Source organism: Streptococcus sp. HMSC072G04 (assembly GCF_001813295.1).
Classification (GTDB): Bacteria; Bacillota; Bacilli; order Lactobacillales; family Streptococcaceae; genus Streptococcus.
This window is the reverse complement of sequence record NZ_KV812017.1, coordinates 18,386-41,272: the sequence shown is the minus strand read 5'-3', so window position 1 is coordinate 41,272 and position 22,887 is coordinate 18,386. Positions and strand designations below refer to the sequence as shown.

20 protein-coding genes and 3 tRNA genes are annotated in these 22,887 nt (G+C 35.4%); 12 read left to right on the top strand and 11 right to left on the bottom strand.

Annotation, left to right across the window (positions count from 1 at the left end; translation table 11 throughout):
- Positions 1–3: 3 nt before the first annotated feature.
- On the bottom strand, positions 4–573 hold the full coding sequence (gene pth / locus HMPREF2904_RS04800; RefSeq protein WP_003009246.1) for an aminoacyl-tRNA hydrolase: 570 nt from the start codon (positions 571–573) through the stop codon (positions 4–6).
- 68 nt (positions 574–641) lie between these two features.
- Entirely contained in the window at positions 642–1,757 is a 1,116-nt protein-coding gene (ychF, locus tag HMPREF2904_RS04795) for a redox-regulated ATPase YchF (RefSeq protein WP_070660507.1), read from the bottom strand.
- 177 nt (positions 1,758–1,934) lie between these two features.
- Here ychF and HMPREF2904_RS04790 point away from each other — a divergent pair, with 177 nt between their 5' ends.
- Positions 1,935–2,432 (top strand): DUF1307 domain-containing protein, encoded by a 498-nt coding sequence (locus HMPREF2904_RS04790; protein ID WP_070660504.1) that lies wholly within the window; start codon positions 1,935–1,937, stop codon positions 2,430–2,432.
- A 35-nt stretch (positions 2,433–2,467) separates the two neighbouring features.
- Here the strand turns inward: HMPREF2904_RS04790 and HMPREF2904_RS04785 are convergent, their stop codons facing one another.
- From HMPREF2904_RS04785 to HMPREF2904_RS04765, 5 genes are all read right to left on the bottom strand, one after another.
- Positions 2,468–2,659 carry a DUF951 domain-containing protein gene (locus tag HMPREF2904_RS04785; RefSeq protein WP_003002008.1) on the bottom strand — a complete coding sequence of 64 codons (192 nt, stop codon included), beginning with the start codon at positions 2,657–2,659 and terminating at the stop codon, positions 2,468–2,470.
- 12 nt (positions 2,660–2,671) lie between these two features.
- Positions 2,672–3,808 (bottom strand): DNA polymerase III subunit beta, encoded by a 1,137-nt coding sequence (dnaN, locus tag HMPREF2904_RS04780; protein ID WP_021154169.1) that lies wholly within the window; start codon positions 3,806–3,808, stop codon positions 2,672–2,674.
- Positions 3,809–3,967: 159 nt separating this feature from the next.
- Positions 3,968–5,326 (bottom strand): chromosomal replication initiator protein DnaA, encoded by a 1,359-nt coding sequence (dnaA, locus tag HMPREF2904_RS04775; protein ID WP_031574821.1) that lies wholly within the window; start codon positions 5,324–5,326, stop codon positions 3,968–3,970.
- Between the two features lie 267 nt (positions 5,327–5,593).
- A complete protein-coding gene (locus tag HMPREF2904_RS04770; RefSeq protein ID WP_070660503.1) occupies positions 5,594–6,355 on the bottom strand; it encodes a ParB/RepB/Spo0J family partition protein in 762 nt (253 codons plus the stop codon).
- Between the two features lie 71 nt (positions 6,356–6,426).
- Positions 6,427–7,608: a serine protease HtrA gene (locus HMPREF2904_RS04765; RefSeq protein ID WP_070660499.1), complete on the bottom strand. Its 1,182-nt coding sequence runs from the start codon at positions 7,606–7,608 to the stop codon at positions 6,427–6,429.
- A 204-nt stretch (positions 7,609–7,812) separates the two neighbouring features.
- Here HMPREF2904_RS04765 and rlmH point away from each other — a divergent pair, with 204 nt between their 5' ends.
- From rlmH to HMPREF2904_RS04735, 6 genes are all read left to right on the top strand, one after another.
- Positions 7,813–8,292: a 23S rRNA (pseudouridine(1915)-N(3))-methyltransferase RlmH gene (gene rlmH, locus HMPREF2904_RS04760; protein ID WP_070660495.1), complete on the top strand. Its 480-nt coding sequence runs from the start codon at positions 7,813–7,815 to the stop codon at positions 8,290–8,292.
- 42 nt (positions 8,293–8,334) lie between these two features.
- Positions 8,335–8,408 (top strand) — tRNA-Arg (locus tag HMPREF2904_RS04755).
- A gap of 349 nt (positions 8,409–8,757) precedes the next feature.
- Positions 8,758–10,098: a sensor histidine kinase gene (locus HMPREF2904_RS04750; protein ID WP_070660492.1), complete on the top strand. Its 1,341-nt coding sequence runs from the start codon at positions 8,758–8,760 to the stop codon at positions 10,096–10,098.
- Positions 10,095–10,853, top strand: coding sequence for a response regulator transcription factor (locus HMPREF2904_RS04745; protein WP_070660489.1), 759 nt, complete (start codon positions 10,095–10,097; stop codon positions 10,851–10,853). Before HMPREF2904_RS04750 ends, HMPREF2904_RS04745 begins: the two co-directional genes overlap by 4 nt.
- A 50-nt stretch (positions 10,854–10,903) precedes the next feature.
- A tRNA-Glu gene (locus tag HMPREF2904_RS04740) sits at positions 10,904–10,975 on the top strand.
- Between the two features lie 8 nt (positions 10,976–10,983).
- Positions 10,984–11,057 (top strand) — tRNA-Asn (locus tag HMPREF2904_RS04735).
- Between the two features lie 86 nt (positions 11,058–11,143).
- Here HMPREF2904_RS04735 and HMPREF2904_RS04730 read toward each other — a convergent pair.
- Both HMPREF2904_RS04730 and HMPREF2904_RS04725 read right to left on the bottom strand, forming a co-directional pair.
- Entirely contained in the window at positions 11,144–13,720 is a 2,577-nt protein-coding gene (locus HMPREF2904_RS04730) for a YfhO family protein (RefSeq protein WP_070660486.1), read from the bottom strand.
- 49 nt (positions 13,721–13,769) lie between these two features.
- The gene (locus tag HMPREF2904_RS04725; RefSeq protein ID WP_049486042.1) at positions 13,770–15,395 is read right to left on the bottom strand and encodes an ATP-binding cassette domain-containing protein; all 1,626 of its coding nucleotides are present in this window, start codon (positions 15,393–15,395) and stop codon (positions 13,770–13,772) included.
- A 205-nt stretch (positions 15,396–15,600) separates the two neighbouring features.
- On the opposite strand from HMPREF2904_RS04725, the gene trpS reads away from it, so the two are divergent.
- Positions 15,601–16,629 (top strand): tryptophan--tRNA ligase, encoded by a 1,029-nt coding sequence (gene trpS / locus HMPREF2904_RS04720; protein WP_003002236.1) that lies wholly within the window; start codon positions 15,601–15,603, stop codon positions 16,627–16,629.
- Between the two features lie 143 nt (positions 16,630–16,772).
- Positions 16,773–18,254, top strand: a complete 1,482-nt coding sequence (gene guaB / locus HMPREF2904_RS04715) for an IMP dehydrogenase (protein WP_003009220.1) — start codon at positions 16,773–16,775, stop codon at positions 18,252–18,254.
- Positions 18,255–18,299: 45 nt separating this feature from the next.
- Here guaB and recF read toward each other — a convergent pair whose 3' ends face one another.
- Both recF and yaaA read right to left on the bottom strand, forming a co-directional pair.
- Positions 18,300–19,394, bottom strand: coding sequence for a DNA replication/repair protein RecF (gene recF / locus HMPREF2904_RS04710; RefSeq protein ID WP_070660483.1), 1,095 nt, complete (start codon positions 19,392–19,394; stop codon positions 18,300–18,302).
- Complete coding sequence (yaaA, locus tag HMPREF2904_RS04705) at positions 19,394–19,756, bottom strand: S4 domain-containing protein YaaA (protein WP_049471768.1); 363 nt, start codon at positions 19,754–19,756, stop codon at positions 19,394–19,396. The genes recF and yaaA overlap by 1 nt, the downstream gene beginning before the upstream one ends.
- A gap of 155 nt (positions 19,757–19,911) precedes the next feature.
- Here yaaA and yfmF point away from each other — a divergent pair, with 155 nt between their 5' ends.
- The 3 genes from yfmF to HMPREF2904_RS04690 are packed head-to-tail and all read left to right on the top strand — an operon-like array spanning position 19,912 to position 22,876.
- Positions 19,912–21,159, top strand: coding sequence for an EF-P 5-aminopentanol modification-associated protein YfmF (yfmF, locus tag HMPREF2904_RS04700; RefSeq protein WP_070660518.1), 1,248 nt, complete (start codon positions 19,912–19,914; stop codon positions 21,157–21,159).
- Positions 21,160–21,167: 8 nt separating this feature from the next.
- Complete coding sequence (gene yfmH / locus HMPREF2904_RS04695; protein ID WP_070660480.1) at positions 21,168–22,442, top strand: EF-P 5-aminopentanol modification-associated protein YfmH; 1,275 nt, start codon at positions 21,168–21,170, stop codon at positions 22,440–22,442.
- Between the two features lie 26 nt (positions 22,443–22,468).
- Positions 22,469–22,876 carry a helix-turn-helix domain-containing protein gene (locus HMPREF2904_RS04690; RefSeq protein WP_049495786.1) on the top strand — a complete coding sequence of 136 codons (408 nt, stop codon included), beginning with the start codon at positions 22,469–22,471 and terminating at the stop codon, positions 22,874–22,876.
- Positions 22,877–22,887: the final 11 nt, after the last annotated feature.

Here is a 22,887-nt window from a genome sequence, read left to right as displayed (position 1 = left end):
TACTTACCCGTTGTATTTCTGCATGCTTCTTTCAAAATTTTCTTCTACCAAGTAATCGTTAACCGCTTCTTCTACTCGATCAATTGTTTGTAGAATAGTGATGTAATCGTCTTTATCAAATTTTCCTAAGACATGATGAACAACTGACATGCCCTGCTTAGGTCTTCCAATTCCAATCTTAATTCGATAAAAAGTCTGAGTTCCAATATGATTGATAATCGATTTGATTCCGTTATGACCTCCAGCTGATCCTTTCGCTCGAAGACGAATCTTACCAACTTCCATATCCAAATCATCGTAAATAACCAAAAGATCTTCAATATCCAGACCATAATAAGTCAGAAGGGCATGGACCGCTTTTCCACTCTCATTCATGAAAGTGGTCGGCTTTACAAAATAGACCTTTTCTCCATTCAAAAATGTTGAGGCGATATCAGCTTGAAAAATCTTATCATGGGAGAAAGTAAGATTTAAAGACTTTGCCATTTGATCAACTAACATAAAGCCTACATTGTGTTTGGTTTCAAAATACTTATCACCTGGATTTCCCAATCCAACAATTAATTTCGTCATCTCTTTCCTTTCAAAACACTAAAAGGGTTGGAAATATTTTTTCCAACCTTTACATCTTTTTAACTCTCTTATACATTAAAACGGAATTCCATGATGTCCCCATCTTGGACAACATATTCTTTTCCTTCTTCGCGCAAGCGTCCTGCTTCTTTTACAGCCTTTTCAGAACCGTATTTGACCAAATCATCATAGGACATAGTCACGGCACGAATAAATCCTTTTTCAAAATCGGAGTGGATGATTCCAGCTGCTTGAGGAGCTTTCATGCCACGTTTGAAGGTCCAAGCACGCACTTCTTTTTCACCAGCTGTGAAATAAGTGCCAAGTCCCAACAAGTGATAAGCTGCACGCGTAAGTTTATCAACTCCAGACTCTGTCAGGCCAATCGCCTCTAAAAATTCTTGTTTATCTGCATCTTCTAGCTCAGAAATTTCTTCCTCAGCACGCGCAGAAATCACCACGACTTCCGCGTTTTCTGTTGCCGCAAAGTCACGAATTTGCTTCACATAATCAATAGAATCTGGATCTGCAACAACATCTTCATCCACATTGGCTACATAAAGAACTGGTTTGGTAGTCAAAAGGAAAAGTCCTTTCACCACTTTTTGTTCTTCCTCAGTGAATTCAATGGTCCGAGCTGATTTACCATCTTCAAGAACTGGTTTGATTTTTTGTAGAACATTAAATTCCGCAACAGAATCCTTATCTTTTTGTGTACGAGCAATTTTTTCTACACGCGCATAGCGTTTATTGACAGACTCTAAGTCGGCTAAAATTAATTCTAAATTGATGGTATCAATATCTGCCAGTGGATCAACAAAGGCATCTTCACGACCTTGCTCCCGCATGACATTTTCATCATCAAAAGCACGCACTACATGGACAATGGCATCTACTTCACGGATGTTGGCCAAGAATTTATTACCAAGTCCTTCCCCTTTAGAAGCTCCTTTCACAATCCCAGCAATATCTGTAAATTCAAAAGTAGTCGGAACTGTCTTCTTAGGAGTAATCATTTCCGTCAATTTTTGGAGGCGTTCATCTGGAACTTCTACCATCCCGACGTTTGGATCAATGGTTGCAAAGGGATAGTTTGCGGCCTCTGCTCCTGCTTTTGTAATTGCGTTAAATAGGGTTGATTTACCAACATTTGGTAAGCCAACGATACCTGCTGTTAATGCCATTTTTCTTTTTCTCCGTTCAAATTTCAATCTCTTTCATTATAACATAATTCAAAAGACAAGTGATGAAAAATGAAATATTTCATGACCTTTGAAACTAGATTTTTTCATCAAACTGTAACGTTCTAAAAAGATAAATATGGTATACTCTATTTAACAATGAATAAAGGAGTTTTTCAGATGAAAAAACAAATATGGAAATCTATTTTTCTTTCTTTAATCGCTATCTTTACTCTCTTTCTTCTTGGAGCTTGTGGACAACAATCTGTTCAAAAATCCTATCTTCAGGGAATCAACCAAGAAAAGAAAACAGACGTTCGTATTACCTTAGAACATAAAGGAGATAAAGCGATCAGTAACCAAACTACCACTACTATTTACTACAAAGAGGCGGGAGTTACGAAAGATCAATTAAAGGAAGTGGTCGATAAATATGATGAAGATTATAAGGATGTCAAAGGATTCACACATTCTGCTGAATACAAAGATGATTATATGGTTGAAAAAACAACTCTAAATTATGAAAAGGCAGACTTAGATCAACTAATTGAAAAGAAATTAGTAACAACACAAAAAGATAAAAAAGTCGACTATATCAGCTACAAATCAACTCTTGATATGATGAAACAAAGTGGTTTCAAAGAAGTTAAAAATGGAAAATTTGAAGAATTAAAATAATCGAAAAGGTTCGGTCACATAAGTGACTGAACCTTTTATAGTACTTTCTTCATTTTCTGTTCAAAATCATGGCGACTCATCATGACCACATGATCACAATTGCTACACTTGATTTTTATGTCTGCACCAAGTCGCGTAATTTCCCAACGATTTGCCTTCTTGCCTGTTTCTTTAATCACACAAGCGTGAGGCTTTTTCATTTCTACAAAATCACCTAACGTATACATGATTCACCTTTGTTAATTTGTGCGAACTGGCGTAATCAATTGAATGAACCCTTGTTCATTTCCTTCTGGAACCAATGTAAACGGTCTAACAGAAGAAATAAAACGAATAACAACTTGTTCACTGTCAATAGCTTTGAGCGCTTCAATCAAATAAGTTGGATTAAAGCTAATAGACAAATCCTCTCCTGAAACGGCGCTCGTATCGATCTCTTCATTTACTCGCCCAACTTCTGGTGAATGAACGTGGGAAGAAACCACTCCATTTTTGAACTCTAATTTAACCGTTCCGTTTTGAGTCGCATTTGAAAGAAGACGAGCACGCTCCATTGCAAATCGAAGGTTGGCCACATTGAAGGTTGCCTCTGTATTGAATTCTGTTGGAATGAGACGGTCTGTATCAGGATAATTTCCTTCTAGCAAACGGGTATAGAAACTAATGTGTTCACTTCTAAAGAGAATTTGATTGTTTGCAAAGAAAACTTCAACTGTTTCAATATCATCAGAAAAGACAGAGGTGAATTCACGAAGAGAGCGACTTGGGATGACAACATCAAAGTTGTCTCCATTTTTCTCCAGTGTAATCACTTTTTGACTCATACGGTGAGAGTCTGTTGCTACTGTTTTTAGCTCTTTATTATCTGATAAAACAAAGTGAACACCAGTCAAAATTGGACGACTTTCTTGTACACTTGCTGCAAATGCTGTTTCATTAATTAATTGTTTTAATAATTTTGTTTCCAAAACTAATGGATTACTTGCAGCAATTTCTTGAATACGTGGATATTGATCTGCATCTTTTCCTTTAAGTGTAATTTCTGATTTTCCACTTGTTAAAAGAACCTGTTTTTGTTCAATCTCTTTAAAATCTAAAGTAACATCTGGTAAACTTGAAACCACATTAATAAAGAAAGTTGCTTCTAATAAAATAGAACCTGGAGAGGTCACCAATAAACCAGCATTTTCATCTTTGATAGAAATAAAGTTTTCAATTGAAATTTGGCCATTCGATCCAGATAAGGCAACTCCTTCTGGAGTGACATCAATTTTAATCGTGGAAAGGATTGGAATAGCATTTTTTGAACTGATCGCTCTTTTGGTAGTATTTAGTGCTTGTAAAAATAAAGTTTTGTTAATAGAAAAATTTATCATGGTCATTCCTTTTATTTATTTTATGATTAGTAAGATAATAGTAATAGTAGATTGTGTGGAAGTTGTGGAAAACTCTTAGAATCCTGTCTATGACTTGAAAAGTTACTTGTTTAAAAATTGTGCATAACCCCTAGAAGTTTAGAAGAAGTTATCCACAGATTAATTTAACTTTTTCTTGATACTTTGAATTTCGAGTCGTAGATTATCATCTGTGTCGACCATACTTTTAATTTTTTCATAAGCATGAATGACAGTCGTGTGGTCTTTTCCACCGAATTCTTTTCCGATTCGAGGAAGTGAGTTGTCCGTCATCTCTCTTGAAAGATACATGGCCACTTGTCGTGCTAGGACAATATTCTGAACTCTTCGAGAACCTTTGATTTCTTTTACACTGACTCCATAAAAGGCTCCAACTGCTTCCTGAATTTTTTCAATGGGGATGACAAGCGTCTTGCTATTATCGTTTTTACGAGCTCGAATAGCTTCAGCTGCAACATCGATCGTAATTTCTTTTAGTTTTTTAACCTTCGCCATTAAAGAAATATCATTTAATGCACCTTCTAAGTCTCGGACATTTGAATCAAACTGACCAGCTAGATATTCTAGTGTGTCATTAGGAAAAATATAGTCTAGATCTTCAATTTTATTTCGTAAGATGGCAATCCGAGTTTCAAAATCAGGTGGTGTTATATTTTGCGTGAGTCCCCATTTGAAACGAGTAACTAGCCGCTCTTCAAGACTATCTAAATGATCCGGACTTCGATCGCTTGTTAGAACAATCTGTTTGTTGTCGCTATGGAGGGCATTAAAGGTATTAAAAAATTCCTCTTGAGTCGTGACTTTTTTACCACCAAGTGACTGGATATCATCAATCAATAAAAGATCTAAACTTCGATAGGTATTCTTGAAAGTTTTCATTTCCCCTAATCGAAGGTGCTCTAAAAATTCATTAATAAAGGTTTCTGCTGGGACATACTTAACCCGTGCATTTGGAATATTTTCTAGGATTTGATTTCCAATTGCGTTCAATAGGTGAGTCTTTCCAAGCCCTGGTCCACCATAGATAAAGAGAGGGTTGTAAGTTGTTGCAAGATTTTCAGAAACTGCAAGCGCTGCTGCTTTCGCCCAAATATTTCCATCCCCTTGCACAAAATTATCAAAGGTGTACTTTGATTTCAGACCTGTATCAATTTTAGGTAACGGTTCGGTTGTTAAGCTACCTGAAGATAATCTCCTATTCTCACCGCTATGACTACTAGGAATTTCTTCGGTATCTTCAAAAACGAAATGAAACTTCAAATCTGTATTGTAGACTTCAAAGCTGGCTGTGATCAAAGCATTTTTTAGATTTGTTTCCCAAAATAATTCTTTATAATTTCCATCAAGATAAATGGTAGCCGTCTCTCCATCGATTTTGACTAATTTTGAATCGGCGACAAAAAAATCATAGGCACTATCTTTTAGTTGTAATTGGGCTAATTCTAAAAAACGAGACCAAAATTGCTCTTCTTGTGACACTATCAGACTTCCCTCCTTTTCTTGAATTGTATCAAATCATACGTACTCCTATTCTACCACAAACAAAAATAGTTTTCCACAGGCTAAATTTCATGAAATTAAATTATAGTTTTAAACTTTTCCACAAGTTGTGGATTTAAATTCACATTGTTTTTAAAAGTTATCCACAAAGTGGGGATAACTAGAGAATATCCTTATTTTTCTGCTACTTACAAAAGATTTTTATAGTGGAAAAGCTTGTCAATACAAAAAATAAAAATAACAGCCTTATTTGAGGCTGTTGATAATTCGTTGGTATTCATCAAGACTGGAAAAAGAAATTTGGATAGTTCCTTTATTTTGAGAAGAGGAGTGTATCGTCACATCTGTTCCTAATATTTTTTTCAATCGTTGTTCCTCTTCTAGTAGGAAGCTCTCTTTTGATTTTTTATTTTTCTGTTTTCTTTTTGAACTGATCTTGTTTTCTAATGTTCGAACATTTAAATGATCCTGTTTGATTCGCTCCAACCAAAAGCGCTGCTCTTCTTCATCAAGAGGAACAAGAACACGCGCGTGAGCCGAAGAAATATCATTTTGAATGACTGCTTCTTGAACAGAAGGAGCTAGATGTAACAAGCGAAGCATATTGCTGATATAGGGTCTAGATTTCCCCATAAATTGAGCGATTTGGTCGTGCTTATAGCCATGATCAACGAGCTTCTGGTAGGAGATAGCTTCTTCAATTGGATTGAGATCTTCTCGTTGAAGATTTTCAATAATGGCTTGTCGCATCATTTCTTGATCCGTTAACTCTTTAATAATCGCAGGAACAAGCTCTAATCCAGCAATTTTTGAAGCTCTAAAACGTCTTTCACCTGCAAGCAATTCAAAACCAATTATTGGAGATTTTCTGACAATAATGGGTTGAATTAAGCCATTTTCTTTGATTGACTGAGCCAGTTCTTCTAATTTTTCTTGATCAAATACTTTTCTTGGTTGGAAAGGATTGGTTCGAATGTCCTTTACCGCTATTTTTTCTAATTTTTCCATCTTATGAATAGAATAACACACCTTTACAAATTCGTAAAGGTGTGTTTACAAGTATGTCAAGAAAGTGAAAGTTAATCGCTCAGATCCTCAGTTGATTTTGTCAACTTGATAGAAGTTGTTTGTTGTTTTCCATCACGATAGAATGTGACCTTGATCGTATCATTGATTTGGTGAGAATAGAGGGCAGATTGTAAATCTGCAGTTGACTCGATATCTGTATCATCGATCTTTGTGATGACATCATAGCGTTGCAATTTATCTGAAGCAGGCATATTTTCAAGTGTTGAACGAACCAATACTCCTCCAGAGATTTTTTCAGGAAGTTTTAATTGGCTTAAATCAGAAGTTGAAAGGTTGGATAAATCCATCATTTGGATTCCAAGAGCTGGTCGAACTACTTTTCCTTTTTCTTCTAGCTGTTTGATAATATTGACAACATCATTTGCAGGAATAGCAAATCCCATTCCTTCTACTGAAGTTTGTCCATTATTTGAAATTTTACTTGAGGTAATCCCAATGATTTGTCCTTGAATATTGATTAATGGCCCTCCAGAGTTCCCTGGGTTGATGGCTGCGTCTGTTTGTAAGGCGCGTGTAGAGATATTTTGTCCATTATCAGCTTTCAAATTCACATTGCGACCTTGGCTAGAAATGATCCCTTGAGTAACAGAATTCGCATAATCAGTTCCAAGAGGGCTACCGATTGCAATTGCAGTCTCACCGACTGTTAATTGGTTTGAATCTCCGAATTCAGCTACTGCCTTTGCTTTATCCGCACTAATACGAACGACTGCAATATCAGAATAGACATCTGACCCAACTACTTCTCCGGGGACTTTATTCCCATCTGCTAAAAGAATATCTACTTTTTTAGCACCATTGATTACATGGGTGTTGGTAACAAGGTAGGCATATTTTCCTTCTTTTTTATAAATGACCCCAGAACCTTCACTAGAAATTTGTGAGTCAGAGTTTTCTTCTTTTTCAAATAACCCTTGATTCGAAGAATCAGAATAAGTAATCACAGAAACTACAGCATTTTTCACCTTGTCTACGGCCTCACTAGTTGAGGTTGTATTTTTATAAGCTGTTTTAACAGTGGTTGAGTGGACTTGCTTACTTTCAGTATTTGAAGTAGAAGAATGAGATGTTTGTAAGGTTAAAAAGGTTCCAAGAATCCCACCTAGAAAACCTACAACAAAAATGAGGGCTATGTTTCCAAGTTTTTTCAGTAAATTAGATGAAGATTTCATATTTTCCTCCTAAGGATATCGAATTGTCTAGAGTATAGACAAACTTTCTTAATTATATCTTAAATAACTAAAGTTATCCACAATTTGTGGATAACTTGTAGAATTTAGTTGAGAAATGGCTTTAAAAAGGACTTTATAGAATAGATTTCCTTTCTATAGCTGTGGATTATTTGTGGAATTGAAGAATTATGCTACAATAGGGGAATGAAAATTAAATTGATAACCGTTGGAAAATTAAAAGAAAAATACTTAAAAGATGGGATCGCGGAGTATATTAAAAGGCTTGGTCGATTTGCAAAAGTAGAACAGGTTGAGTTAGTTGATGAAAAAACTCCAGATCGTGCCAGTCAACTCGAAAATCAACAAATCCTTGAAAAAGAGGGGAAACGAATTCTCTCTAAGATTTCAGATAAGGAATATGTGATTGTATTAGCCATCGAAGGAAAACAGTTTCCTTCAGAGAAATTTAGTCAAACGATTGACCAGATTATGACATCTGGTTATTCAAACCTTACTTTTGTTATTGGAGGCAGTCTTGGTCTGTCTCCTGAAGTGAAAAAAAGAGGAAATCTATTAATGAGCTTTGGTCAATTAACTCTTCCTCATCAGTTGATGAAATTAGTGTTGGTGGAACAAATCTATCGTGCTTTCATGATTCAACAGGGGAGTCCTTACCATAAATAACCTTGACGCTCCTTCCTTTTTCTGCTAAAATGAAGTAAGTTCGGTCTCATAGCTCAGCTGGATAGAGCATTCGCCTTCTAAGCGAACGGTCGCAGGTTCGAATCCTGCTGGGATCAAATGAAAGATGCAGATTTTGCTGCATCTTTTCTTTTATGTTAAAATGTATAAATTTTCATTATCTATTAATTTTTGTATACTTTGCTATAGATTAATAGTAATGAAATGATTTATTAGGAATATTTTAAAAAAGAACTAATAATCCCTATATAGTGCAAAGTGTAGATTATATAAATTGTGTAAAATAGTTTTCATTCATGTAACAAAAACATTAAAAACATTACAATTTTACCTATTCCCTTTAATTTTAGGCTATTTTATATTATAATTTTTTGTATATAAAATTTTATTTTTTTATAATAATACTAGAGTATAATAAAATAGAAAAAACAAAGTGGGAGAGTTTGTGTGATTCAGTCATTAATCTTGTCTTTTCTCTTGGGAGGGATCATTGTTCTGACGTTTGCATTAGTGGACGAAAAAATCTATCAGGAACATCAATTTGCATTTATCTTTCTGCTGAGCACCTTTGTTCTTCTTTTTGAAAGTCTCTTAGTATTTTTAGATGTGACTTTATTTTCAAATATTCGACTCTCTGATTTAAATATGCTCTTATGGCCGGTTTATTTATATCCTTATTATCATTATGCCAATCGGACGAATCGCTTGTGCGCCATTTTTTATTCTTTTTTTACTTATTTAGCGGTTGAAGGAACAGCAACTTTTCTGACGATAATTGTCTCTTCAGTGTTGGGAGATGCTTTAGTAGCAGCTTACTCGATTGTCTACAATATGTGCATTCGTTTGGTCTCTTTAGGAATCATTTTGAAGTTAATTGACTTATTTGAATTTGATTTCACTCCTTTTTATGAGAAAGAATTTGAAAAATATTTAAAGAGACTCATCTGTGTTTATTTTGCTATATTTGTAGTGATTAATTTTGCTTTATGGATTAGTGAACAAGCGCAATTTAAAAATTTTGGGAGTATGTTGGCAACGATTTGTTTTTTCTCTTTTGTAGTCAGCTTATTCCATATGAAAATCGAGCGAGATCAGTATCGTAAAAATTTAGAACTGGAGTATAAAGAATTTTCTGAGCAACAAATGAGTCGGTATATGGCTGAAATTCAAAGTCTCTATTCTATTGTTAGGGGATTTCGTCATGATTTGGGAAATTTAGTTATTTCTATGTCATTAGCTATTGAGGAAGAAAATATTCCAGAAATACAGAGAATCCATAGAGAAGTATTGGAAAAAGGTTATAAAGAGATCAATACAGAAGCATTATCAGGATTCAACTTGGTCAATATCAAAGATTCTGCTTTACGAAGTATTTTGATTCGAGGCTGGTTGGATGCAAGAGATGCTGGGGTGGAAATGACCTTTGAAACGAGTGAACCAATCGAGCAACTACCAGTTGATTTATTAGATATCGTGAGAATCGTTGGGATTCTAGTAACAAACGCTTTGGAAGCTTCAAAAGAAGCAGAAGAAAAGAAAGTTCATATTGCTATTTTCTCTATTTCAAAAATTGTTTACTTAGTGATTCATAATACAACAAATGAAATCACTTTTGATATTAGAAAAATATATGAAGAAGGCTATTCGACAAAAGGAGAAAATAGAGGACTAGGATTAAATAATGTGAGAAAAATCTTAGCAAATTATGGAACGATGTTTTTAGAAACAGAATTGCAAGGAAATCGTTTTTTACAAGTTTTGAAGATTGGAGGATACGAACAAGAATGAAGATTTTTTTATTAGAAGATGAGCTCTCTCAACAGATACGGGTAGAAAAACATATTGCAGAAATCGCTAAGGAATTAGAAATTAAACTTGAAGTGATTTCTACCGGTAAAATTGCGGAATTTGAAAATTATATCCAGCATTCAGATATCCACCAATTATATTTTCTAGATATTCATATCCAAGATAATGAGTATTGTGGGCTGGAAATTGCTCAAAAAATACGAGAAGCAAATCCTTATGCCATTATTGTTTTTATTACTACAAAATCAGAATTCGCTTCGATTACCTATCGTTATAAAGTATCTGCCTTAGATTTTATTGATAAAAATTTGAATGAAGATTTATTTAGATTAAAAATAAAGGAGTGTATTGAGTACCTGACAACTATTCAAATTGGAAATGAAGATTTGACAGATTATTTTGAGTATGACTTTAAGGATAAAAAGATAAAAATTCCATTTAAGGATATTCTTTATATTGAAACTGTTGGTTCTGCTTATAAATTAAATTTAGTTGGGAAAAATTTTCAAAAAGAAATTGCGGGAAGTTTATCAGATGTCTTGGAGAAAGATGTGGATGAGAGATATTTCAGTCCCCATCAATCTTTTATCGTGAATAGAAGTATGATCATTGGAATGGATAAAAAAAAGAAACAGCTACTGTTGAAAGAAGGGTATTCTTGTCCAATCTCAAGAAGCAATATCAAACGTGCCAAAAAATTAATTGAAGAGCAAAATTTAGAATTTAGTGCTTGACAATTAGTTAAATTTTGATATAATGGGATATGTTCTGTTAATGAATATATGGTCCGTTGGTCAAGGGGTTAAGACACCGCCTTTTCACGGCGGTAACACGGGTTCGAATCCCGTACGGACTATATCTCATTCCGCCATAGCTCAGTTGGTAGTAGCGCATGACTGTTAATCATGATGTCGTAGGTTCGAGTCCTACTGGCGGAGCTAGTATAGCACCCATTTGGGTGTTTTTTTGTTTCGAAAAAGGCTAGGATAATTGCTATCCTAGCCTTTTATTAAGTGAACGATGGTTAGATTTCTTGGCTTTTTCGTCTTTTTATTTGTCTCCATTCGTAGAGGAAAAAGAGAATGATTCCAACGAAAAAGGCAATAAGTCCTTCAATGAAGCCTTGGGGAACAAATGTTAAGGTGACTGTTCCGGATCCTTTTGAAACACGAACTCCCATTAATCCTTTCTGGATGTGATGAATTTGGATAGGCTTCCCATTTTGTTTAGCTGACCAGCCTTTATCATAAGGGAGTGTAAAAATAAGGGTAGTGTCTCTATTTGCGTTATAGGCTGCCACCAATTTATTTTTCTTTTTGTGAATAGCAACTTCTTGTTGACGAATAGTGGAGATAGCTTGTGTATATTGGTCAAGATCCAGAGCAAAAAATTCTGGTGTATCAAAGGAGACTGTCGAATTTTCTGGAAAACTCATACGAATAGTAACTGTTTCCTCTGTGTCAAAATAGCCAATCGAAAAGAATGGAAAGGTATTATCAATAGTATAGCGTTGGGTCTGTCCATTGTAGCTGATTTCAATATCTTTCCGATCATCATTTGAAAATTGTAAATTAGGAATATTGACATACAGTTGACTATGAGCAGGAACCCTTACTTCATATTGAATACTTGCGTAAGATAGATGACTATCTTCTTCAATTTTTGCAGTTTGCAACGAGGATGTAGTATTTTGTGAAGTATGCGAGAGAATATTTAATTTCTTATAAAATTTATATTTTTCATCCGTGATTTGATGGATGAATCGTGTTTGATTATCCAGTGTCAAATTCGTAAAGGAAGTATTTTTATAAGGTTTTGCTGACAGAAAGGCGATTGGTAAGGCATATTCGTTTTCTGAAAGTGAGACTCCATTTTTGGTTGCAATCTCTTTAAATCCAAATTTTTGAACAGGTTGTTGGCTTAAATTATAGCGTACACCAAATAGACTATCCATTAATATAGAATTGTTTTGGTATCGAAGATTGAGGTTGGTTCCTTCAGATTTAAATCCTAGTTTGTCCAATGTCGAGCTAGCATCTGTATTTCGTACAGATGAAAATTGAGAAATTCCATTATAACCATACTTCATGCTATCATTGCCCGTTTGTGGCTGTAGAATCTCAGTCCGATAATTAGAGTCTGTCTTCTCTCTTACTAAGGATTGGATGGCTTTTAAGTCGCGTTCGTAGGATGACCGAGAAGCAAAGACCCATTCATTCGCAATTCCTTCCATTTGATAATAACTATTCACCGATAATTCAAAGATGGAGAAAAACAGGATCGAAAGATAGAAAAGTCTAGGCGGTATCTTTTTTAGGATAAATCCTAAACAGACCAAATAGAAAGCAATTAAAAATTCAAAAGTAACAATGAAATTGACTGCATCTAAAAATTTATAGTGACTGCTGTAAAGGACAGTTGCTCCAAATCCTAGAATAAGGAGGAAATTAGCAAGACTAAAACGAATCCAAGTGATCTCCTCTATTCGATTTAGTACTTCTCCTGCCATCAGAATAATCGTCAAAGAAAAGATCCAAGAGTATCGATGAAGAAACATATTTGGCGCGTGCATACCTTGCCAAAGGAGATCTAAGAATTGAAAACGAAAACTCAAAATAAGAATGGTCAAGAGTATAAAGTAAGAAAGTTTCACGTGAAACTTGATCGACTTTACAAAGAAAAAGGTAATCGCTAAAAGAAGTGGAAATAATCCCACGTAGATCATTGGAATTGATCCATATTTAGTAGTGTCAAAACTTCCAATGAAATTTTTTGCAAATATGTCAAGATACCAACTTTTTTCTGTAAAGATACTGTCAACCTTTGAAAAGCTTTCTCCATGAGTGCGTAAATCTAAGAAGGTTGGATATAACATCACAAGGCTTGTTATAACTGATAAAAGAGATACAACCACAAAATGAAAGAAGCGTTTTCCAATTCCTTTGATGTCCCATGACAGTTGTGTCAAGTACCATAAAATGAGAAAAATAGACATCATAAACCCAAAATAATAATTTTGGATAAACAAGCTGGTTAAGCTGATAAAGTAGAGAACCTCTCCCTCATTGTAAATGAGTTTTTTGAATCCATAAAGAATTAGTGGTGCCAAGATAAAAACATCTAGCCAAGTTTTGATTTCAATTTGGCTGATAGCAAAGCTCATAAGAGAAAATGAGGTTGAAAGGGTAAGAACCAGGGATCTAGGAATTTTAGAAAACATTCCATGTAAACTAATATAAGTGCTTAACCCAATAGCTCCAAATTTAAGAAGAGTGATGAGGTAAACAGCATCCGGCATGGATTGTGCATTAAAGAAGTAGACAAGAGGAGAAAAGAAACTTCCTAGATAATAGCTACTGAGTGCATAGAAATTAATGCCTAGTCCACTTTGAAAACTGTAAAATAGGCTATCTGCCCCATGTAAAATATTTCGAAGTGTGGTATCAAAAATGACATACTGATGATAACCATCTCCTAATAATGGGGAAGTATCACTGTTCCAGTAGATTCCTTGTGAGAGGTAAATAAAGAACATCATGATAGCTGGAATCAGGAAAGAAGATACTATAAAAAGGTATGTTTTTAGCTTTGTTTTATTCATATATTTCTACTGAAAGAGCCTGAAATAATGATTTCAGGGCTCTTTATTTTTATGATTGACTCCAAAGTTCTTTCACTTTTGCTTGAACTTCTTCATTTTCAAGAAATTCATCATAGGTTTCATCAATACGATCGATCACGCCGTTTTTTGAAAGAACGATAATATGGTTGGCGAGTGTTTGAATGAATTCGTGGTCATGGCTAGCAAAGATAATCGATTCTTTAAAATTCTTCAATCCATCATTCAAACTTGAGATAGACTCCAAATCTAAGTGATTGGTTGGATCATCTAGTACAAGAACATTTGACTTGAGGAGCATCAATTTAGACAACATGACACGAACTTTTTCTCCCCCTGACAAGACGTTGACAGACTTGTTAACTTCGTCACCCGAAAAGAGCATACGTCCTAAGAAACCACGAAGGAAAGTATTGTCATCTTCTTCTTTACTTGCAAATTGACGAAGCCAATCGAGAATACTTTCACCACCTGCAAAATCACGACTGTTGTCTTTTGGTAGATATGATCGACTAGTTGTAACTCCCCACTTGACAGTTCCTTCATATTCAATATCATCCATCAATGCACGGATCAAAGCGGTTGTTTGAATATCGTTCTGTCCGATAAGGGCGGTTTTGTCACCAGGCCGTAAGATAAAGCTGATATTGTCAAGGATGGTTTCTCCATCAATCTTGACAGAAAGATTTTCAACTGTCAAGAGATCGTTACCAATTTCTCGTTCTGCCTTAAAGTTGATAAATGGATACTTCCGACTAGATGGAACAATTTCTTCAAGTTCAATCTTGTCAAGCATTTTTTTACGCGAAGTTGCTTGTTTTGATTTTGAAGCGTTGGCTGAGAAACGTGCGACAAATTCTTGTAATTGTTTAATTTTTTCTTCAGCTTTTGCATTTCTATCTGCTTGTAATTTTGCTGCAAGTTCAGAAGATTCTTTCCAGAAATCATAGTTCCCGACGTAAAGTTTGATTTTTCCAAAGTCGAGATCCGCCATATGGGTGCAGACTTTATTCAAAAAGTGGCGGTCATGGGATACAACGATAACCGTATTTTCAAAATCAATCAGAAAATCTTCTAACCAGGTAATGGATTGAATATCCAATCCATTGGTCGGCTCGTCCAAAAGAAGGACATCTGGTTTACCAAAAAGGGCTTTAGCTAAGAGAACTTTCACTTTATCCCCATTGGCTAACTCGCTCATAGTTTGGTAATGAAGGTCTTCTGAAATATTTAGATTTTGAAGCAATTGAGATGCTTCACTTTCCGCTTCCCATCCACCAAGTTCGGCAAATTCACCTTCAAGTTCAGCTGCACGGACACCATCTTCATCAGAGAAATCTTCTTTCATGTAGATAGCATCTTTTTCTTTCATAATGTTGTAGAGCTTTTCATTTCCCATAATGACAACATCGATGACCCGCTCGTCTTCGTAGTCAAAGTGATTTTGACGCAAAACAGACAAACGTTCATCAGGGCCAAGAGAAATATGACCAGTTGTTGGTTCAATATCTCCAGCTAAAATTTTTAAAAAGGTTGACTTTCCAGCACCGTTGGCACCGATGAGACCGTATGTATTTCCTTCTGTAAAGTTGATATTGACATCGTCAAACAATTTTCGATCACTAAAACGTAGTGAGACGTCTGATACTGTAAGCAATGATTTTCTCCTCTTTCTATAATGTCTTCATTTTACTAGAAAATAGGGGAAAATTCAACTTTTTTACTGTCAATTTGTTTTTACAAATGTGTAAATCAAGTTTACACTGTAGTAAAGTATTAATTCGGTGCAAACATAGAGGATAGACTAACATTTTCAACTAGAAAGTGCTATAATGATAGGGATAACGATTAAGGAGAAGAGTATGACAAAACCCATCATTCTGACAGGAGATAGACCGACAGGAAAACTCCATATCGGCCACTATGTTGGTTCTTTAAAAAATCGCGTCTTGTTGCAAAATAAAGACGAGTATAATATGTTTGTTTTCCTAGCAGACCAGCAAGCTTTGACAGATCATGCAAAAGATCCAAAAACGATTGTAGAATCTATTGGTAATGTTGCTTTGGATTATTTGGCAGCTGGACTAGATCCTGAAAAAGTTACGATTTTCATTCAAAGCCAGATTCCTGAATTAGCGGAATTGACCATGTATTACATGAATCTAGTATCTTTGGCGCGACTTGAAAGAAACCCAACTGTAAAAACCGAGATTTCTCAAAAAGGTTTTGGTGAGAGTATTCCAACAGGATTTTTGGTATACCCTATTTCACAAGCAGCCGATATCACAGCATTTAAAGCGAATTTTGTTCCAGTAGGAAATGATCAAAAGCCAATGATTGAGCAAACTCGTGAGATTGTGCGTTCCTTTAATCATGCATACAACACAGATACTTTGGTGGAACCGGAAGGGATTTATCCTGAAAATGAAGCAGCAGGGCGCTTACCTGGTTTAGACGGAAATGCTAAGATGTCTAAATCGTTGAATAATGGCATTTACCTAGCTGATGATGCAGATACTTTAAAGAAAAAAGTGATGAGTATGTATACTGATCCTGATCATATTAAAGTAGAGGATCCAGGAAAAATCGAAGGCAATATGGTGTTTCATTACCTGGATGTATTTGGCCGTCCAGAAGATGCAGCTGAAATTGCAGAAATGAAAGAACATTATCAACGTGGTGGACTTGGTGATGTAAAGACCAAACGATATCTTTTAGAAATTTTAGATCGTGAATTAAGACCGATTCGTGAAAGACGCCTTGAGTTTGCAAAGGATATGGGTGAGGTCTACTCTATTCTTGAAAAAGGAAGTGAGCGCGCTCGAAATGTAGCAGCTCAAACACTGGATGAAGTAAAATCTGCGATGGGAATTACCTATTTTAAAAAATAAAACGACTTCATTAATAGCGAACATTTCTTTACTGTTCATTGATAATTTACCAATAAATGATTGACAAATTGCCATAGAATGGTATGATATTAACAATAAAAATTCGAGCCTTGCTCAAATAAAAAGAAAAGAGGATCCAGCTAATGTCTAATTGGGACACAAAGTTTTTAAAAAAAGGGTTTACATTCGATGACGTGCTTTTGATTCCAGCAGAAAGTCATGTATTGCCTAATGATGCAGATTTAAGTACACAATTAGCAAGTAATTTACGCTTGAATATCCCAATCATTACTGCTGCTATGGATACGGTGACTGAAAGTCAAATGGCAATTGCCATGGCACGTGCTGGTGGACTTGGTGTTATCCATAAAAACATGTCAATTGAGCAACAGGCAGATGAAGTACGCAAAGTAAAACGCTCTGAAAATGGGGTTATCATTGATCCGTTCTATTTGACTCCGTCTCATACAATTGCAGAAGCAGATGAGTTGATGGGACGATACCGAATCAGTGGTGTTCCTGTTGTTGAAACTCTTGAAAATCGTAAATTAGTTGGTATCCTTACAAACCGGGATTTGCGTTTTATCTCTGATTACAATCAACCCATTTCAAATCATATGACAAGTGAAAACTTGGTAACTGCACCGGTTGGAACCGATTTGGAAACAGCTGAACGCATTCTACAAGAGCACCGTATTGAAAAATTACCATTGGTAGATGAAAATGGTCGTCTTTCTGGCTTGATTACAATCAAAGATATTGAAAAAGTTATTGAGTTTCCAAATGCGGCTAAGGATGAATTTGGTCGTTTGCTTGTGGCTGGTGCCGTAGGGGTTACTTCAGATACTTTTGAACGTGCAGAAGCTCTTTTTGAAGCTGGTGCAGATGCTATTGTCATCGATACTGCTCATGGACATTCTGCGGGTGTTCTTCGTAAGATTGCAGAAATTCGTGCTCACTTCCCAGATCGTACCTTGATTGCAGGAAATATTGCAACTGCTGAAGGTGCTCGTGCATTATTTGATGCAGGGGTAGACGTAGTTAAGGTCGGAATTGGTCCAGGATCAATCTGTACAACTCGTGTTGTTGCAGGGGTTGGTGTTCCTCAAGTGACTGCCATTTATGATGCAGCCGCTGTAGCTCGTGAATATGGAAAAACGATCATTGCTGATGGTGGTATCAAGTATTCAGGAGATATTGTCAAAGCACTTGCAGCTGGTGGAAATGCGGTTATGCTTGGCTCAATGCTTGCAGGTACAGATGAAGCACCAGGTGAAACAGAAATCTTCCAAGGTCGTAAATTTAAAACATACCGTGGTATGGGATCTATTGCAGCAATGAAGAAAGGTTCTAGCGACCGTTACTTCCAAGGATCTGTCAATGAAGCCAATAAATTGGTTCCTGAAGGAATTGAGGGACGTGTTGCTTATAAAGGTTCTGTAGCAGATATGGTCTTCCAAATGATCGGTGGTATTCGTTCAGGTATGGGTTATGTTGGTGCAGCAACCATTCAAGATTTACATGATCATGCACAATTTGTTGAAATGAGTGGTGCAGGATTGAAAGAAAGCCATCCTCATGATGTGCAAATCACAAACGAGGCTCCTAACTACTCAGCACAATAAATTTACACATTTGTAAATAAAAATAACAGCATCTTGACAATTCTGTCAAGATGCTGTTTTGATATGACCGGCTTGAACAGTGAAAATTTTCAACTCTTCAGGCAGGTCTTTTAAATGATCGAGAGTGGTCGTTGTAATAAATGTTTGAATATTATTAGAGATGGTTTCAAGTAGTTGAAGTTGACGATAATTGTCAAGTTCGCTCATGACATCGTCAAGTAATAAAATAGGCTTTTCTCTTGTGATTTCTTCCATCAATTCAATTTCTGCTAATTTTAGAGAGAGAACAACACTTCGATGCTGGCCCTGACTACCAAAGGTAGCATTCATATTATTGATAAAAAATGCCAAATCATCCCTGTGAGGCCCAATACTTGTTGTTTTCCTAAAAATATCCTTCTGACGGTTTTTTTTCAACATAGAGAGAAACTGCTCTTCTATATCATTTCCTTCTTCAGAAAAAACAGTTGACTGATATTGAATAGATAGGTCTTCTTTGTTGTCAGAAAGTCGAGTGTGTTTTTCTTCTGCTTTAGCTTCTAATTTTTTAATAAACTCAAGCCGATGATGGATGACACGACTTCCAAAACTAGCTAGTTGTGAATCTAAGACCTCCAAAAATGTAGCATCAATTTTTTCCGAATTTTTTAGATAACTGTTTCTTTGTTTCAGTACATGGTTGTATTGAGATAAGTCGGATAAATAGAGAGGTTTCATCTGACCTAATTCAATGTCAATAAACTTTCGACGCCCTGCAGGTGATCCTTTGATCAGTTGCAAATCTTCGGGTGCAAAAAGGACAACATTCATATGGCCAATATAGTTCGATAATTTGGCTTGTTTCAAATGATTTACCTTAGTTATCCGACCTTTTGGTGTCAAGGAAATTTCTAATGGAAGGGGACCAGTTTCTCTTTGTAATTGACCAGAAACTTTAAAATCGGTGGATTCAAAATAGATGAGATCTCTATCATTTCGTGTTCGATGACTTCTGGTTAAAGCTAGAAAATAAATTGATTCGAGAATATTGGTCTTTCCTTGAGCATTTTGACCTAGGAAAATATTTAATCCAGGATGAAACTCGACTTCAAGTTCTTGATAATTACGAAAATGTTGAATGGATAACTGTTTTAACCACATTAGGAGATACCAGGAAAGCGAATTGCTTTTTCTTTTTTGTTAGTCTTTGTCGGTAGTTTCTTTTGTTGTTGATTGAGTTGCTTGACAAGTTTAGCAACACGTTCCTTTTCTTCCTTCTCTTTAAGATGCTCTTCTATTTCTTCTTGAGAAGGTTCAAGAATGGTGATAGTCATGTTCAGTTCAGGAATGTCAATTTGATCATTGACACGAAGTTTACGGCCTCTCCGTTGTTCTAATTCACCATTAACAAAGACTTCTTTTTCTTGAAGAAAAGCTTTGATTGCACCACCACTCTGTATAATACCGAGTTCTTTTAAGATTGCTTGTAATGTAATAAAGTCATCAAATAATTTGTAATTCATAGTTCACCTCTTTGCGTGTTATTATACCATATTTTTAGTTTTTCTAGGGTAGAGAATGTTGAGTGATTTGAGGAGCTTTTTCACAGTTTGAATTAGGATTTTAGTGTGATTTCGTGTTATAATGAAAGTTACTATTGAGTAGAACGAGGATGAAAATGGAATTAGTAAAGGGCGTGAATCTTCACTTTCTTCAATCAAAAAAATTTAAAACCAATAAAATTAAGGTCCGTTTTTCATCGCCATTAGATGAAAATACCGTGGCTGCGCGTGTTTTAGTAGCCTGTATGATGGAAACTGCAAATCAAAAATATCCAACTTCACAATTATTCCGTGAAAAATTAGCGAGTCTATACGGGGTAGAATTGTCCACCTCAGTCTCTAAGAGGGGGCGTGTTCATTATGTTGATTTGAATATTTCCTTTGTGCGCGATGACTTTTTGAGCAAGAAAAATGTTCTTACTGATGAGGTTTTGGACATTATAGAAACTATCTTCTTTTCACCTTTGGTAGTAGAAGATCACTTTGACAGTGATACATTTGACGTTGAAAAGAAAAATACAATTTCCGATTTGGAGTCGGAAATTGAAGAGCCTTATTATTATGCACATGGGCAATTGAATCAACTATTTTTTGAAGACGAAACAATCGGGATGTCAAGATTGGGGAAAGTTGATTTAGTGAGACAAGAAACAGCTCAAAGTTCTCTTGAACAGTTTCATCAGATGCTCCAATTAGATAACATTGACTTCTTTTTCATAGGTGACTTTAATGAGGTCGCTATTGTGGATCGAGTGAACCAGTTTAAATTCAAGCCACGTGATAACAATTTGTCTGTCACCTATCAACAACCTTTTACAAATGTTGTTAGAGAAAAGTTAGAGCAAAAACAAAACCAACAATCTATTTTAGAATTAGGTTACCATTTTTCTACCCAGTATGGAGAATCTCTCCATATCCCACTAGTTGTATTAAATGGGATGCTGGGAGCTTTCTCGCATTCAAGACTTTTTCAAGTAATTCGTGAGAAAGAAGGTCTTGCTTATACTATCTCTAGCCATTTTGATATTTTTACAGGCTTTATGAGAGTTTTTGCAGGCATTGATAAGGAATCTCGCACGAAAGTAATGACCTTGATTATGAGACAGTTGAATGATTTAAAACGAGGCAAGTTTACAGAGTCAGAACTTCAATTGACAAAAGAAATGTTGGTGAATACGACTTTATTAGCACAGGATCGGCAAAATACCTTGATTGAAAGGAAATATTTGAAAACGATCCTAGGAAAGAAAGTCCTTTCTCTAGAAGAGTGGTTAGAATCTATCGATAAGGTTAGTAGAGAAGAAGTTATTGAAGTTGCAAAAACAATTAATTTACAGTCTGTATATTTTATGGAAGGAAAGTAGTGTAAAGATTGAAAATTAAAGAAAAATATTATGAATCAGTTGGTGAGCAAGTTTACTTTACACGCTTGTCAAATGGGTTGACTATTCATTTAATTCCCAAAGAAGATTATTATGAAACCTATGGAATAATCACAACTAAGTTTGGCTCAGTGGATACACGAATTCTAGTGGATGGTGATGAGAGGCAATATCCTGCAGGAATTGCTCATTTCCTAGAACACAAAGTATTTGAAGATGAAAATGGTCAAGATTATTTAAAAAAATTCGTTCATTTAGGATCGGAAAGTAATGCCTTTACAAGCTTTACAAAGACAAGTTATCTTTTCTCAACAACTTCAAAAGTCCCTGAAAATATTCAATTGTTATTGGAGATGGTTTCAAAGGCTTCCTTTACAGAAAAATCTATATCTAAGGAAAGAGAAATCATTCAACAAGAAATTGGAATGTACCAAGATAGTCCAGACTATCGATTATTTTTTGGTGCTTTAGAAAATTTATATCCTGGAACACCGTTAGCAGATGATATTGCTGGGACTAGGGAGTCTATCTCTGACATTACAATAGATAATCTCCGTGAAAACTTTGATCTATTCTATCATCCCTCTCAAATGCACTTATTAGTGATCGGAAACTTTGATGTTGATGAAGTATTGCAAGTAGTAAAGGAATATGATCTAGTTCCTCCTCATCCATCTGTGGAGTTAGAACGTTTTCCTGTAGAAAAAAATGAAGTAAGATTGAATCAATCTTGTAGAATGGAAGTTGCTACTCCGAAGTTGGCAATTGGAATTCGAGGAAATGATATCATTAAGGAAGAGGAAAAATTTCGTTATAAATTGATGTTGAAATTACTATTTTCGATGATGTTTGGTTGGACTTCGCAACGGTTTCAAAGTTTATATGAAGCTGGGAAAATTGACAACTCATTGACACTTGAAGTCGAGGTCGAGGAATTATTTCATTTCGTTATTTTGACAATGGATACTCAAGAACCGGTGTCCTTATCTCATCAATTTAGGTCAGCCATCAAACAATTTGAGAAGGATCCAGATGTGAATCAAGAACATTTGGATACGATTAAAAGCGAAATGTTTGGTGATTTCTTACAAGGTTTAAATTCGCTTGAGTATAGTGCCACTCAGTTTGAATATTTTTCAGACGGTAGCACTTCTTATGATCTTCCAAAGATTTTACAAGGTATTAGTTTACAAGATATCATCAAATTAGGGCGTCAGTTCATCGACCAGGCTGAGATGGTTGATTATATGATTTTTCAAAAGTAGTAAACAATGTATCAAGAAGGGAAAACATGAAGAAGAGAACAATTGGTCAAGTGTTAAGACTGTCAAGAGTAAATTTACACTTGAGTTTACAAGATGTGTCAAGTAAGACAGCCATTGAAATTCCTTATATAGAAGCGTTGGAAAACGATGAGTTTGATCTATTACCGAGTCCCTTTTACGCTCAGATCTATCTTAAAAAGTTAGCATGGGCTTTGGGATTAGATGAGTCCATCCTATTGACAGCTTTTCGTGAAGGGAAAGAATTGTTATTTGATGAAGAAATACTTGTAGATGACGAAGAGCTTCATTCAAGAAAATTAAGACAGAAAGCGAGCTGGTTACCAATCCTGTATTATCTACTAGTTAGTTTTGCCATTCTTGGTTTTGTGATTTATATCGTATATTTTTATGAGTTTACAGCATCTGTAAAATAGATGTAAAGATA

Coding starts and splice junctions, on each gene's coding strand:
- pth (WP_003009246.1), bottom strand. CDS start 573: ATGACGAAATTAATTGTTGGATTGGGAAATCCAGGTGATAAGTATTTT.
- ychF (WP_070660507.1), bottom strand. CDS start 1,757: ATGGCATTAACAGCAGGTATCGTTGGCTTACCAAATGTTGGTAAATCA.
- HMPREF2904_RS04790 (WP_070660504.1), top strand. CDS start 1,935: ATGAAAAAACAAATATGGAAATCTATTTTTCTTTCTTTAATCGCTATC.
- HMPREF2904_RS04785 (WP_003002008.1), bottom strand. CDS start 2,659: ATGTATACGTTAGGTGATTTTGTAGAAATGAAAAAGCCTCACGCTTGT.
- dnaN (WP_021154169.1), bottom strand. CDS start 3,808: ATGATAAATTTTTCTATTAACAAAACTTTATTTTTACAAGCACTAAAT.
- HMPREF2904_RS04770 (WP_070660503.1), bottom strand. CDS start 6,355: ATGGAAAAATTAGAAAAAATAGCGGTAAAGGACATTCGAACCAATCCT.
- HMPREF2904_RS04765 (WP_070660499.1), bottom strand. CDS start 7,608: ATGAAATCTTCATCTAATTTACTGAAAAAACTTGGAAACATAGCCCTC.
- rlmH (WP_070660495.1), top strand. CDS start 7,813: ATGAAAATTAAATTGATAACCGTTGGAAAATTAAAAGAAAAATACTTA.
- HMPREF2904_RS04745 (WP_070660489.1), top strand. CDS start 10,095: ATGAAGATTTTTTTATTAGAAGATGAGCTCTCTCAACAGATACGGGTA.
- HMPREF2904_RS04730 (WP_070660486.1), bottom strand. CDS start 13,720: ATGAATAAAACAAAGCTAAAAACATACCTTTTTATAGTATCTTCTTTC.
- trpS (WP_003002236.1), top strand. CDS start 15,601: ATGACAAAACCCATCATTCTGACAGGAGATAGACCGACAGGAAAACTC.
- guaB (WP_003009220.1), top strand. CDS start 16,773: ATGTCTAATTGGGACACAAAGTTTTTAAAAAAAGGGTTTACATTCGAT.
- recF (WP_070660483.1), bottom strand. CDS start 19,394: ATGTGGTTAAAACAGTTATCCATTCAACATTTTCGTAATTATCAAGAA.
- yaaA (WP_049471768.1), bottom strand. CDS start 19,756: ATGAATTACAAATTATTTGATGACTTTATTACATTACAAGCAATCTTA.
- yfmF (WP_070660518.1), top strand. CDS start 19,912: ATGGAATTAGTAAAGGGCGTGAATCTTCACTTTCTTCAATCAAAAAAA.
- HMPREF2904_RS04690 (WP_049495786.1), top strand. CDS start 22,469: ATGAAGAAGAGAACAATTGGTCAAGTGTTAAGACTGTCAAGAGTAAAT.